The 13,449-nt window shown below is 66.4% G+C and carries 13 protein-coding genes; 8 read left to right on the top strand and 5 right to left on the bottom strand.

Translation table 11 applies throughout. The features are described 5' to 3' along the window. The first annotated feature begins 2 nt into the window (after positions 1-2). Positions 3-218, top strand: a complete 216-nt coding sequence (locus PVZ77_RS18610) for a TOBE domain-containing protein (protein ID WP_010795839.1) — start codon at positions 3-5, stop codon at positions 216-218. A gap of 235 nt (positions 219-453) precedes the next feature. On the opposite strand, the gene PVZ77_RS18605 is transcribed toward PVZ77_RS18610, so the two are convergent. The 3 genes from PVZ77_RS18605 to PVZ77_RS18595 form a co-directional block, all read right to left on the bottom strand. Next, complete coding sequence (locus PVZ77_RS18605) at positions 454-1,014, bottom strand: RBBP9/YdeN family alpha/beta hydrolase (protein WP_273808014.1); 561 nt, start codon at positions 1,012-1,014, stop codon at positions 454-456. Between the two features lie 229 nt (positions 1,015-1,243). Continuing rightward, positions 1,244-1,864, bottom strand: a complete 621-nt coding sequence (locus PVZ77_RS18600) for an NAD(P)H-dependent oxidoreductase (RefSeq protein ID WP_273808013.1) — start codon at positions 1,862-1,864, stop codon at positions 1,244-1,246. Next, positions 1,851-3,245, bottom strand: a complete 1,395-nt coding sequence (locus PVZ77_RS18595; RefSeq protein WP_273808012.1) for a class II fumarate hydratase — start codon at positions 3,243-3,245, stop codon at positions 1,851-1,853. Before PVZ77_RS18595 ends, PVZ77_RS18600 begins: the two co-directional genes overlap by 14 nt. A 173-nt stretch (positions 3,246-3,418) precedes the next feature. On the opposite strand from PVZ77_RS18595, the gene PVZ77_RS18590 reads away from it, so the two are divergent. The 5 genes from PVZ77_RS18590 (at position 3,419) to arfB (ending at position 6,493) form a co-directional block, all read left to right on the top strand. Continuing rightward, the gene (locus PVZ77_RS18590) at positions 3,419-3,955 is read left to right on the top strand and encodes a DUF2059 domain-containing protein (protein ID WP_133862822.1); all 537 of its coding nucleotides are present in this window, start codon (positions 3,419-3,421) and stop codon (positions 3,953-3,955) included. A gap of 100 nt (positions 3,956-4,055) precedes the next feature. After that, positions 4,056-4,367, top strand: coding sequence for a BolA family protein (locus tag PVZ77_RS18585; RefSeq protein WP_273808011.1), 312 nt, complete (start codon positions 4,056-4,058; stop codon positions 4,365-4,367). Positions 4,368-4,489: 122 nt separating this feature from the next. Beyond that, positions 4,490-5,443, top strand: a complete 954-nt coding sequence (trhO, locus tag PVZ77_RS18580; protein WP_273808010.1) for an oxygen-dependent tRNA uridine(34) hydroxylase TrhO — start codon at positions 4,490-4,492, stop codon at positions 5,441-5,443. Between the two features lies 1 nt (position 5,444). Then, positions 5,445-6,080 carry a DsbA family protein gene (locus tag PVZ77_RS18575; RefSeq protein WP_273808008.1) on the top strand — a complete coding sequence of 212 codons (636 nt, stop codon included), beginning with the start codon at positions 5,445-5,447 and terminating at the stop codon, positions 6,078-6,080. After that, complete coding sequence (gene arfB, locus PVZ77_RS18570) at positions 6,077-6,493, top strand: alternative ribosome rescue aminoacyl-tRNA hydrolase ArfB (RefSeq protein ID WP_405046252.1); 417 nt, start codon at positions 6,077-6,079, stop codon at positions 6,491-6,493. The genes PVZ77_RS18575 and arfB overlap by 4 nt, the downstream gene beginning before the upstream one ends. Before the next feature lie 15 nt (positions 6,494-6,508). On the opposite strand, the gene PVZ77_RS18565 is transcribed toward arfB, so the two are convergent. Both PVZ77_RS18565 and PVZ77_RS18560 read right to left on the bottom strand, forming a co-directional pair. Then, a complete protein-coding gene (locus PVZ77_RS18565) occupies positions 6,509-7,354 on the bottom strand; it encodes a universal stress protein (protein ID WP_273808006.1) in 846 nt (281 codons plus the stop codon). A gap of 60 nt (positions 7,355-7,414) precedes the next feature. Next, a complete protein-coding gene (locus PVZ77_RS18560) occupies positions 7,415-8,875 on the bottom strand; it encodes a SulP family inorganic anion transporter (protein ID WP_273808005.1) in 1,461 nt (486 codons plus the stop codon). A 492-nt stretch (positions 8,876-9,367) separates the two neighbouring features. Here PVZ77_RS18560 and fdnG point away from each other — a divergent pair, with 492 nt between their 5' ends. Both fdnG and fdxH read left to right on the top strand, forming a co-directional pair. Further along, positions 9,368-12,448, top strand: a complete 3,081-nt coding sequence (gene fdnG / locus PVZ77_RS18555; protein WP_273808004.1) for a formate dehydrogenase-N subunit alpha — start codon at positions 9,368-9,370, stop codon at positions 12,446-12,448. Then, positions 12,448-13,407, top strand: a complete 960-nt coding sequence (gene fdxH, locus PVZ77_RS18550; RefSeq protein ID WP_273808003.1) for a formate dehydrogenase subunit beta — start codon at positions 12,448-12,450, stop codon at positions 13,405-13,407. Before fdnG ends, fdxH begins: the two co-directional genes overlap by 1 nt. Positions 13,408-13,449 lie beyond the last annotated feature (42 nt).

Below are 13,449 nucleotides of genomic sequence, written 5' to 3'. Positions count from 1 at the left end.
CCATGACCATCAAGGCCATCAACGTTCGCAACCAGTTCAAGGGCACCATCAAGGAAATCATCGAGGGCTCGGTGCTCTCCGAGATCGACGTCCAGACCGCCGCCGGCATCGTCACCTCCGTCATCACCACCCGCTCGGTCAAGGAGCTGGAGCTGGTGGTGGGCAGCGAGGTGATCGCCTTCGTCAAATCCACCGAGGTGTCCATCGCCAAGCTGTGATGGGATCTGGTGGTGAGCAAACCCGCCCTGGTGGCGGGTTTTTTGTTGGGGCCTCGGGGCGTTGGGCTTCGCTGGCGCTCAACCAACCTACGGGTGAGCGCGAGGGCGCGGATTGGGTTGAGCGCAGCTAAGCCCAGGGTATTCCAGGTTCGAGAGGGCAAAAACGCCAACGCCCCGACTGAGCCAGGGAAGCGCCTGGGGCCGGGGCGTCGTGAAAGATTCGGAAGGGCAGGGATCAGGCGACGCGCAGGCCCTGGCTCGACCCCAGCTTCGCCAGATGGATCAGGCCTTCTTCCCACTGCCGGTGCCCGGAGCGGGTGTTGATATGGCCGGCACCCGGGAGGATGTCCAACTCGCTGCCCCAGGCCTGGGCCAGGACTTCGGCCCGGAGGAGGCTGATGGCGTGGTCGTTGTCCGAGGTCACTATTCTGGAAGGGAAGGGCAGTGGCTGCCGCGGCAAGGGCGCAAAACCCATGAGTTCCGCCGGGCAACCCGGGCGCTCGACGTCGGCCGGTGCCACCAGCAAGGCCGCCAGCACCCGCTGCCGGCGCGCCACCGGGGCAACGGCCGCCCAACGGGCGACGGTCACGCAGCCCAGGCTATGGGCGATCAGCACCACCGGGGCGCCGGCCTGGGCGATGGCCGCATCCAGGGCGGCGACCCAGCGCTGCGGATCGGGATGTTGCCAGTCCTCCTGTTCGACCCGCCGGGCATCCGGCAAGCGGCGCTGCCAGTGGCTCTGCCAGTGATCGGGGCCGGAGCCTTGCCAGCCGGGAAGGATGAGATAGCGGGTCATGGCGGTGCTCCGCGGGAGAAAGGGGAGCGTTGATAGTGCCGGCGGTTGATCCGCGGGAGAAAGAATAAAAGGCGCTTTGGTTATGCCCGGAGCTCAGGCCTTGACTGGCCGCGGTAGACCCGTAGGTTGGGTTGAGACAGCTCTATCGCCGAAGCCCAACAAGGCCGGTATCGAGTTGCTGTTGGGCTTCGCTGGCGCTCCACCCAACTTGCAAAGGCGCCTGGCTGGACTACTCGTTGCGCCCCAACCGCTCCACTTCCTGCAACCAGCGCAGCCGCTGTTCCTCGTCCGCCGCCCGCACCGGCGAGTACTCATGAACCTGCAGCACCTGGATGCCACAGGCCTCGAGGCCTTCCTGAATGCCCTGGCGATGGGGGGCCTGGTTGCGCAGGCGCTGCCAGGGAGAAGGTGGGGTGTCGGAGGTGACCAGCAACTCGGCGCTGCGGCCGGTCAGCAGAGGCTCGCCGCCCCAGGTCTGGTCGCGCTGGGCAAAGGCGAAGCCCGGTTGCAGGACGCGTTCGAGAAAGCCCGCCAGCACCGCTGGCAGGCCGTTCCACCACACTGGGTAGATGAATACCAGGTGCTCCGCCCAGTGGATCTGGCGCTGGGCTTCCAGCAGGTCCGGCTCCAGCGTCTGGGAGAGGTCATAGCCCTCGCGCAGCACCGGATCGAACTGGGCGTCGGCCAGTTTGAGCTGGCGCACCACCTGGCCGCTGGCCTGGGCGCCCAGGACATAGGCGTCTGCCAGCGACTGGCAGAAACTGGTGCGCTTGGGATTGCCCTGGATGACCAGCAGGCGCCGGCCATCTCCCTCTAGCGGCGTGGCGCCGCGGGCCTCACCCACGGCCACCGGCTTCCAGCATGGTTTCCGGGCGTACCCACTGATCGAACTGCTCGTCGGTCAGATAGCCAAGCTCCAGCGCGGCGGCGCGCAGGGTCTTGTTCTCGGCATAGGCCTTCTTGGCGATCTCGGCGGCCTTGTCGTAGCCGATGTGCGGATTGAGCGCCGTCACCAGCATCAGCCCCTGTTCCAGGTGCTCGGCCATCTTGTGCTCGTCCGGCTCCATGCCGGTGACGCAGTGGGTGTTGAAGTTGCGGCTGCCATCGGCCAGCAGGCGGATGGATTCCAGCACGTTGTGGGCGATCACCGGCTTGTAGACGTTGAGCTGCAGATGGCCCTGGCTGGCTGCGAAGCCGACGGTGACATCGTTGCCGATCACCTGGCAGGCCAGCATCGACAGGGCCTCGCACTGGGTCGGGTTGACCTTGCCCGGCATGATGGAGCTGCCCGGTTCGTTGGCCGGCAGCTTCACCTCGGCGAAACCGGCGCGCGGACCGGAGCCCAGCAGGCGCAGGTCGTTGGCGATCTTCATCAGCGCCACGGCCAGGGTCTTGAGACCACCGTGCAGGGCCACCAGCGGTTCATGGCCGGCGAGGGCGGCGAACTTGTTCGGTGCGGTGACGAAGGGCAGGCCGGTGAGTTCGGCGATTTCCTTGGCGATGGCTTCGTCGAAGCCCTTGGGCGCATTGAGACCGGTGCCCACGGCGGTGCCGCCCTGGGCCAGTTCCATGACCGCCGGCAGGGCGTTGCGGATGGCGCGCTCGGCCAGATCCAGCTGGGCGACGAAGGCCGACAGCTCCTGGCCGAAGGTCACCGGGGTGGCATCCATCATGTGGGTACGACCGGTCTTGACCAGGTTCTGGTAGCGCGCCGATTGCAGCGCCAGGCCGCCCGACAGCTCGGCGATGGCCGGCAGCAGGTCGTTCTGTACCGCCAGGGCGGTGGCAATGTGCATGGCGGTGGGAAAGCAGTCATTGGAGCTCTGGCCGCGATTGACGTGATCGTTGGGATGGACCGGCTGCTTGCCGCCCATGCCGTTGCCGGCCAGTTCGTTGCTGCGCCCGGCGATGACCTCGTTGACGTTCATGTTGCTCTGGGTGCCGCTGCCGGTCTGCCAGACCACCAGGGGAAACTGGTCATCGTGGAAGCCGTCGAGGATCTCGCTGCTGGCCTTCTCGATCAGGGTGGCGACGTCTTCCGGCAGTTCGCCAAGGCGCAGGTTGACCCGTGCGGCCGCCTTCTTCACCGTCGCCAGGGCATGCACCACCGCCAGCGGCATCTGCTGGTTGCCGATGGCGAAGTTCTCCAGCGATCTCTGGGTCTGGGCACCCCAGTAGACGTCGTCGGCTACTTCGATGGGGCCGATGCTATCGGTTTCGGTACGGCTCATGGCGGTCTCCGCATATAGAAGTGTGGGTCCAGCTAACTTGGGCAGCAGGTTAGCGCCAGGGTTCCCAAATGGGAAGTATTCTCAACTTTACGGCGGTCCTCGATAAGTTCAGGCCAGGTTCAGCCGCTCTGTGGCACACTCGCGGTCCATTTTCAGCCTCCTGAAGGATGCCCATGAAGAAGACCCTCCGTACGCTTGGCGCCGTCGTTGTGCTCGCCAGCGCCAGCAGCTTCGCCCTGGCCGATGCCAAGAGCCACGCGGCCGACGCGGAGCGCTTTCTCAAGCTGGCCAACGCCGACAAGCTGACCACGCCGGTCTACGCCCAGGTCCAGCAGCTCTTCGCCCAGCACTTCGAGCAGGCCAAGTCGCCGGCCAAGAAAGCCGTGCTGGAAAGCTACACCGCCCGCGCCAACCAGGCGCTGGACAGCACCATCGGCTGGGAAAAGATCAAGCCCGAGATGGTCAAGCTGTACACCGACAACTTCACCGAAGACGAGCTGGAGGGCCTGATCAAGTTCTACCAGTCCGATCTGGGCAAGAAGATGATCGCCACCCTGCCGCGCCTGTCGGCGCAGTCCGCCCAGCTGACCCAGGCCAAGCTGGAGCAGGCGGTACCCAAGGTCAACGGCATCCTCGCCGAGATGGACAAGGAGCTGGGCGTGAAGCCGCCGGCCGGTGCCGAGAACGCACCCCCGCCCGCCAAGCGCTGATTCAGCCTTGCCCCAAGGCCCGGACCCGTTCCGGGCTTTGTCGTTTCCGGGCGGCGCCCAGGCTCGCTAGAATGACCCCTCTCACAGTCGAGGTATCCCCATGAGCATGCGCGAACGTATCCAGTCCAGCCTGGGCCTGTTGCAACCCGAGCACCTGGAGGTGCTGGACGAGAGCCACATGCACAGCCGCGGTCAGGAGACCCACTACAAGGCGGTGGTGGTCAGCGAGCACTTCGCCAGCCTCAACGCGGTGAAGCGCCACCAGAAGGTCTATGGCACCTTGGGCGAACTCATGGGCCAGTTCCATGCCCTGGCGCTGCACACCTATACCCCCGAAGAGTGGGCGGCCCAGGGCCAGGCACCGGATTCGCCCACCTGCCGCGGCGGCAGCAAGCACGACCTGGCGGGCTGATCTCAGGGCGCCATTGTTCAGCACCGCGCTAATTGGTTAAAATTTGACCGCGCCGGCACCCTTGCCGGCGTTTTCGTCTAACCGGTCCGCCCTTTGCGAGGGCGACCCCTGGGAACTCGAAGATGACCGACAAGATTGTCGTGGCGGCCTTGTACAAGTTCGTCACCCTGGACGACTACGTCCAATTGCGTGAACCCCTCCTGCAGACCCTCCTGGCCCATGACGTCAAGGGCACTCTGCTGCTGGCCCAGGAAGGCATCAACGGCACCGTCTCCGGCAGCCGCGAAGGCATCGATGCCGTGCTCGCCTGGCTGCGCGCCGACGCGCGCCTGGTCGACATCGACCACAAGGAATCTTACTGCGCCGAGCAGCCCTTCTATCGCACCAAGGTCAAGCTGAAGAAGGAGATCGTCACCCTGGGCGTGCCCGGCGTCGATCCCAACCGCCGCGTGGGTACCTATGTCGAACCCCGGGACTGGAACGCCCTGGTGGACGATCCCGAGGTGCTGGTGATCGACACCCGCAACGACTACGAGGTGGGCATCGGCAGCTTCAAGGGTGCCATCGATCCCCAGACCAAGAGCTTTCGCGATTTCCCGGCCTATGTTCGCGAGCACTTCGATCCGGCCCGGCACAGGAAGGTCGCCATGTTCTGCACCGGCGGCATCCGCTGCGAGAAGGCGTCGAGCTTCATGCTGCAGGAAGGCTTTCCCGAGGTCTTCCACCTCAAGGGCGGCATCCTCAAGTACCTCGAAGAGGTGCCCGCGGCCGAGTCGCGCTGGGAAGGCGAGTGCTTCGTCTTCGACAACCGGGTGACCGTGACCCATGATCTCGCCGAAGGGGTCTATGACCAGTGCCATGCCTGCCGCACGCCGGTCTCGCCGGAAGACATGCAGTCAGCGCATTACAGCCCCGGCATCAGTTGCCCGCACTGCTGGGATTCGCTGTCGGAAAAGACCCGCGCCGGCGCCCGCGAGCGGCAGAAGCAGATCGAGCTCGCGCGCCTGCGCAACGAACCCCATCCCATCGGCCGCGATCCGCGGCTGAACGCCCTGCCCAGCCCCGAGGAGGCCTAGGATGTCCGGTCGCCTGCTCTATGTGATGGACCCCATGTGCTCCTGGTGCTGGGGCTTCGCGCCGGTGGTCGAGCGCCTGGCCGAGCGAGCGGCCGCCCAGGGCATTCCCCTGCACCTGGTCGTGGGCGGCCTGCGTCGCGAGCGGGTGGCCCAGGACACCGCCAGCCGGGTGCGCACCCTGGCCTACTGGCAGGCGGTGCAGGAGACCACTGGCCAGCCCTTCGCCCTGGACCAGGGGCCGCCGGAAGGCCTGGTGTACGACACCGAGCCGGCCTGCCGCGCCCTGGTCGCCGCCCGCCAGCTCGACGAAGAGGCCGTCTGGCCACTGGCCAAGCGTATCCAGCGGGCCTTCTATGTCGAGGCCCGCGACGTTACCCAGCCGGCGCTGCTGGTGGAGCTGGCCGAAGCCTGTGGCCTGCCGCGCATCGAATTCGCGCCGCTGTTCGACGGCGAGCCGGCGCACCAGGCGACCCAGGCCGACTTCGACTGGGCCTTGAATCTGGGTATCGCCGGCTTCCCCACGCTGCTGGCCGAGCGTGACGGCCAACTGGCGCTGGTCACCAACGGCTACCAGCCGCTGGAGGAACTGGAACCGCTGCTGGACGCCTGGCTCAGCCGCGGCGCGCACCCGGCGTGAGTCTGGTCATCGACGAGCATCTGACGCTGCCCGAGCAGGAAATCCAGCTCACTGCGGTTCGCGCCCAGGGCGCGGGCGGGCAGAACGTCAACAAGGTCTCCAGCGCCGTCCACCTGAGATTCGACATCCAGGCCTCGTCGCTGCCGGAAGCGCTCAAGGAGCGGCTGCTGGGGCTGCGCGACGGCCGTATCAGCCGCGACGGCGTGGTGGTGATCAAGGCACAGCAATACCGCACCCAGGAACAGAATCGCGCCGACGCCCTGGAACGCCTGGCCGCGCTGATCGCCACGGCCAATGTCCAGGAAAAGCCGCGGCGTCCGACCAAGCCCACCTACGGCTCCAAGCAGCGCCGCCTGGAAGGCAAGTCGCGCCGCAGCGGCCTCAAGGCCAGTCGCGGGCGGGTGGATTTCTAGGCGGCGCAGCCTGCGCTAGCGCACCACGATCAGCGCACTGCCGGCGGCTTCCAGCATGTTGCGGGTGTTGCTGCCCATGAAGAAGTGGCGCAGGCGGGAGTGGCCGAAGGCGCCCATCACCACCAGTTCCAGGCCGTGCTGCTTGCGATAGCGCTCGAGGCCCAGTTCCACGTCGCCGTCGGTAATGGCGGTGGTGACCGTGCGGCCCCGGGCCCTGAGTTCGTCGGCGGCGCGGGCGAGGGCGGCGCGGCGTTCTTCGCGGTCGCGGCCGACGGTCACCAGATGGCAGGCCAGGCCGTCGAACAGCCGGCAGGTGGCCACCCAGGTCACCGCCTTGCGCGCGCTGTTGCTGTCATCGTAGGCCAGCAGCACGCCGCTGGGTTTGACGAACAGGTGGCCGGCCACCAGCAGGGGGCGATGCAGGAGGCGGATGGCGCTTTCCAGGTGGCGGCCGATCAGTCGCTTGGGCGGACTGTCCTCGCCCTGGCGGCCCAGCACGATGAGGTCGAAATCCTCCTGCAGACTTTCCAGCGAACCTATCAGGTCACCATGCTGCAGCACGGCCCCGGCGCAGCGCGCCTGCTGCTCCTCCACCCGCAGCTGGGCCGCATCGAGCAGCAGCCGACCCTGGTCTTCCGCCAGGGTGCCGCGCTGGGCATCCAGCGCCGCCAGCTCGGTCAGCAGGTGCTCGCGGTTGACCAGCAGGGGCGGCGTGGCCTGGCCCGGTCGCGGAAAGCGGCGCTGATCCAGCACGTGCAGCAGGGTGAGCGGGGCATCCAGGGTGGTGCCGGCCCAGGCGGCGAAGTCGCAGACGGCGGCGCTGACGGCCGAGCCGTCGAGGCAGGCGAGGATCTTGGACATGGCCGCGGGTCTCCAGGAGCAGGACATTGCTGGGAGAGACCCGGGCGCGCCGTTGCGGGTTCAATCGTCGAGGGCGAGCTCGTCCGTCATGCCGCCGCGGCGCAGCAACTGCTTGCAGCGCTGGGACAGGTGCAGCACCCGCACCCGCTTGCCGGCCTTGGCATAGCGTTCGTGCAGGGTGCGCAGCGCGGCCACGGCGGAGTAGTCGACGAAACTCAGGTGGCGGCAGTCCACCACGACCCTGGCGGGGTCGCCGGCCGGATCGAACTGGTTCAAGAAGGTGGCGGTGGAAGCGAAGAACAGGGTGCCGTGTACCTGGTACCTCTTGCTGCCGTCGGCTTCCAGGTGGCTGTCGGCATAGAGCCGGCGGGCGTGCTGCCAGGCGAAGTTGAGCGCGGCCAGGACGATGCCGCAGAGCACCGCGGTGGCGAGGTCGGCGAAGACGGTGATCACGGTGACGGCAATGATCATCAGCATGTCGCTGCGCGGCACCCGGTGCAGCACCCGCAGCGAGGCCCAGGCGAAGGTCTGCTGGGCGACCACGAACATGGTACCGACCAGTGCCGCGAGCGGAATGCGCTCGATCAGTGGCGAGAGAAACAGCACGAACAGCAACATCAGCATGCCGGCGACCACCCCCGACAGCCGGCCGCGGCCACCCGAACTCAGGTTGATCATGGTCTGGCCGATCATGGCGCAACCGCCCATGCCGCCGAACAGCCCCGAGGCCATGTTGGCCGCGCCGAGGGCCACGCACTCGCGATTGGGCAGGCCGCGGCTCTCGGTGATCTCGTCGGTGAGATTCAGCGTCAGCAGGGTCTCCAGCAGGCCGACCAGGGCCATCAGCACTGCATAGGGCAGGATGATCTGCAGCGTTTCCAGATTCCAGGGGATGTCGGGCAGCGCCAGTTGCGGCAGGCCACCGGCGATATGGGCCATGTCACCCAGGGTGCGGGTGGGCAGGTCGAGGAAATGCACCGCCAGCCCCACGCCGAGGATGGCGGCCAGGGCCGGCGGCACGGCGCGGGTCAGCCGCGGCAAGAGCCAGATGATGGCCATGGTCACGGCGGTCAGACCGATCATCAGGTACAGCGGCGTGCCGCTGCGCCAGGTCTCGCCCTGCTTGAAGTGTTCCAGCTGGGCCAGGGCGATGACGATGGCCAGGCCGTTGACGAACCCCAGCATGACCGGATGCGGCACCATGCGGATCAGCTTGCCCAGGCGCAGCAGGCCGAAGCCGATCATCAGCAGGCCGCCGAGCACCACCGTGGCCAGCAGGTACTGCACACCGTGCTGTACCACCAGGGCGATGATGACCACCGCCATGGAGCCGGCGGCGCCGGAGACCATGCCGGGGCGGCCACCGAAGAGGGCCGTGAGGGTACAGATGAAGAAGGCGCCATAGAGACCCATCAGCGGATTGAGGTGGGCGACCAGGGCGAAGGCGATGCACTCGGGCACCAGCGCGAAGGACGTGGTGAGACCGGCCAGGAGGTCGGCGCGGGGAGAGACACTTTTCATGGCGTATCCAGAACGGGCGACCGCACGGCGGGGCGCGATCGCGGAGAGACGACAGGGCAGCAGGACTCGGGTACAGGCCGCAGCGGCAGTACCAGGGGAGGGGTGGCGCTATGGCGGCGTCGGCAGGTGCTTGGACATGGTGAGGGGTCCGCAGGCAGCGCGAGGAAAGTTAGCGAGCTTAGCATGACTTTCCCGGGCTGCCGAGTCGCCGGGATCGCCGGACCGCTCTACTGGATACCTTTCGCCGGGCCCTGGCCTTGCGCACCCGCTCACCGAGTGGCGGCTGGCCGGCGCTGATCCGCTGCCAACGGCAGGGTACCCGTTAGTGCTGGATCCCAGGCCATGCGTCAGGCCACGGCGGCTCAGGGGACGGAAGGCCGACTTCCATTGATCGGCGACAACAGCTGAGCGCTCGATAAGCCAGGCGGTTGGGTTACTCTCTGTGCAGGGTTCGGCTACGCACCGGACCCAGCCTGAACGAGGATAAGAATCGTGGATATGAACCGTCGGCAATTCTTCAAGGTCGCTGGAGTCGGCCTTGCGGGATCCAGCCTGGCGGCGTTAGGCATGGCTCCCACAGCCGCCTTTGCCGACCAGGTGCGCCATTTCAAACTGGCGCACACCGTGGAAACCCGTAACACCTGTCCCTACTGCTCGGTCGGCTGCGGCCTGATCATGTACAGCATGGGCGACCGGGCCAAGAACGTGGCCCAGAACATCATTCACATCGAGGGCGACGCCGACCATCCGGTCAATCGCGGCACCCTTTGCCCGAAGGGCGCCGGCCTGCTGGATTTCATCCACAGCCCCAATCGCCTCAAGTACCCTGAAGTCCGCAAGCCCGGCAGCAACGAGTGGACCCGCATCAGCTGGGACGAGGCGCTCGGGCGCATCGCCACCCTGATGAAGGAAGACCGCGACGCCAACTTCATCGCCACCAACGACAAGGGCCAGACGGTCAATCGCTGGTTGACCACGGGCTTCCTGGCCGCCTCGGCGTCCTCCAATGAAACCGGTTATCTGACGCACAAGATCGCACGGAGTCTGGGCCTGCTGGCCTTCGACAACCAGGCGCGCGTTTGACACGGCCCGACGGTGGCAGGTCTTGCCCCGACGTTTGGCCGTGGTGCGATGACGAATCATTGGAGCGACATCAAGAACGCCAATCTCGTCCTCATCATGGGCGGCAATGCCGCTGAAGCCCATCCGTGCGGCTTCAAATGGGTCACCGAGGCCAAGGCGCACAACAACGCCCGGCTGATCGTGGTCGATCCGCGTTTCACCCGTTCCGCCTCGGTGGCGGATTACTATGCGCCGATCCGCACCGGCAGCGACATCGCCTTCCTCGGCGGGCTGATCAATTACCTGATCACCCACGACAAGATCCAGCAGGAGTACGTCCGCAACTACACCGACGCCGGCTTCCTGGTGAAGGAAGGCTTTACCTTCGAGGACGGCCTGTACAACGGCTACGACGCCGAGAAACGGACCTACACCGACAAGGTGAACTGGGGCTATCAGATCGGCGACGACGGCTTCGTCAAGATCGATCCGACCCTGCAGGATCCGCGCTGCGTCTTCCAGCTGATGAAGCAGCACTACAGCCGCTACACCCTGGAAGTGGCCAGCCAGACCTGCGGCACGCCGCCCGACGCGATCCAGAAGGTCTGGGCCGAAATCGCCGAGACCTCGGCGCCCGGTCGCGTCATGACCATCCTCTATGCCCTGGGCTGGACCCAGCACTCCATCGGGGCGCAGATCATCCGCTGCGGCGCCATGGTGCAGTTGCTGCTGGGCAACATCGGCCTGCCGGGTGGCGGCATGAACGCCCTGCGCGGCCACTCCAACATCCAGGGCCTCACCGACCTGGGCCTGCTGTCGATCCAGCTGCCCGGCTACCTGACCATCGGTGGCGACGGCGAGCAGGATTACAACGCCTTCATTGCCCGCCGCGCCAGCAAGCCGCTGCGCCCGGGACAGATGAGCTACTGGCAGAACTACGGCAAGTTCCACGTCAGCCTGATGAAGGCCTGGTACGGCGACAAGGCCACCAAGGACAACGACTGGTGCTACCACTGGTTGCCCAAGGTCGACGTCACCGGTGCCGGCTATGACGTCCTGCGCTACTTCGACATGATGGGCAAGGGCCAGGTCAACGGCTATGTCTGCCAGGGCTTCAACCCCATCGCCGCCTTCCCCAACAAGGCCAAGGTGATGCGCGGGCTGTCCAAGCTCAAGTGGCTGGTGATCATGGACCCGCTAGCCACCGAGACCTCCGAGTTCTGGCGCAACCACGGCGATCACAATGATGTGAACACCGCGGAAATCCAGACCGAGGTGTTCCGCCTGCCCACCACCTGCTTCGCCGAGGAAGACGGCTCCCTGGTCAACTCCAGCCGCTGGCTGCAGTGGCACTTCAAGGGCGCCGAGGCACCCGGGGAAGGGCGTAGCGACATCGCCATCATGTCCGAACTGTTCCTCAAGCTGCGCGAGGCCTATGCGAAGGAAGGCGGGGCCTTCCCCGATCCGATCCTGGGGCTGTCCTGGCCCTACGCCAAGCCCGAGGAGCCGGCGCCGGAAGAACTCGCCAAGGAGTTCAACGGCTACGCCGTCACCGATGTGCTGGACGCCAAGGGCGCGGTCTCGGCCAAGGCCGGTCAGCAGCTCGCCGGCTTCGGCCAGTTGATGGACGACGGCAGCACGGCGTCGGGTTGCTGGATCTTCTGCGGCGCCTGGACCGAGCAGGGCAACCAGATGGCGCGGCGCGACAACAGCGATCCGTTCCACATGGGGCAGACCCTGGGCTGGGCCTGGTCGTGGCCGAACAACAGACGCATCCTCTACAACCGCGCCTCCTCGGATCTCAGCGGCAAGCCCTGGGACCCGAGCAAGAAGCTGGTGTGGTGGAACGACAAGGCGCAGAAGTGGGGCGGCACCGACGTGCCCGACTACAAGATCGACGCCAAGCCGGCCGACGGCATGAGTCCCTTCATCATGAACCCCGAAGGGGTGGCGCGCTTCTTCGCCCTGGACAAGATGGCCGAAGGGCCCTTCCCGGAGCATTACGAGCCGTTCGAGACGCCCATCGGCGTCAACCCGCTGCATCCCAACAACCGCAAGGCGCTCAACAGCCCGGCGGCGCGGGTGCTCAAGGACGACTGGGCGGACTTCGGCGATCGCAAGGACTTCCCCTATGCGGCCACCACCTACCGCCTGACCGAGCACTTCCACTACTGGAGCAAGCACTGCCGCCTCAACGCCATCATCCAGCCGGAGCAGTTCGTCGAGATCGGCGAGGTGCTGGCCAAGCAGAAGGGCATCGCCGCGGGTGATCTCGTGCGCGTCACCTCCAAGCGCGGCCACATCGTCTGCAAGGCGGTAGTGACCAAGCGGATCCGTCCGCTGCAGGTCAACGGCGAGACGGTGCACCACGTCGGCATCCCCATCCACTGGGGTTTCTCCGGTGTGGCGCGGATGGGTTACCTGGCCAACACCCTGACCCCCTTCGTGGGTGACGGGAATACCCAGACGCCCGAGTTCAAGTCGTTCCTCGTCAACGTGGAGAAAGCGTGATGGCCAGCCAAGATATCTACGCCCGCTCCGCGACCACCACGACCTATACGTCGGTGCGCACCCAGGCGGAAGTGGCCAAGCTGATCGATGTGTCCAAGTGCATCGGCTGCAAGGCCTGCCAGGTCGCCTGTTCGGAATGGAACGAGTTGCGCGACGAGGTGGGCCACACCCACGGCACCTACGACAACCCGGCGGACCTCACCGCGGACTCCTGGACGCTGATGCGTTTCACCGAGCACGAGGACGAGGCCGGCAAGCTGGAGTGGCTGATCCGCAAGGACGGCTGCATGCACTGCGCCGAGCCGGGTTGCCTGAAGGCCTGTCCGAGTCCGGGGGCCATCGTCAAGTACGCCAACGGCATCGTCGACTTCAACCAGGACCACTGCATCGGTTGCGGCTACTGCATCGCCGGTTGCCCCTTCGACATCCCGCGGATCTCGAAGAAGGACAACAAGGCCTACAAGTGCTCCCTGTGTTCGGACCGGGTCGGGGTCGGCCTGGAGCCGGCCTGCGTGAAGACCTGCCCGACCGGCGCCATCGTGTTCGGCACCAAGGACGCCATGAAGGAGCACGCCGCCGAGCGCATCGTCGATCTCAAGAGCCGCGGCTACGAGAATGCCGGCCTGTACGACCCGGTTGGGGTAGGGGGCACCCACGTCATGTACGTGCTGCACCATGCCGACCAGCCGCAGCTGTACAACCACCTGCCCAAGGATCCCACCATCAGCCCCACCGTGGGCCTGTGGAAGGGCTTCACCAAACCCCTGGCGCTGTTCGCCATGGGCGCGGCGGTGCTGGCCGGTTTCTTCCACTACGTGCGTGTCGGCCCCAACCGGACCGATGACGACGACGAAGTGGTCGAGGCGCCGCCCCGTCACGAGGGCGATGCGCCCAGGGGCGAGGTCAAGCAGCTGAGTCCGTCCGTGCAGATCTTCGATCCGCACGACAAGCAGCCCTAGCAGGGGCACGCCCCCGGTTTGGCCGGGGGCGTCCTGGGAGAT

Source organism: Pseudomonas sp. SHLD1, assembly GCF_028640935.1.
GTDB lineage: Bacteria > Pseudomonadota > Gammaproteobacteria > Pseudomonadales > Pseudomonadaceae > Chryseomonas > Chryseomonas aestiva.
This window is presented reverse-complemented; position numbering and strand designations above follow the sequence as displayed.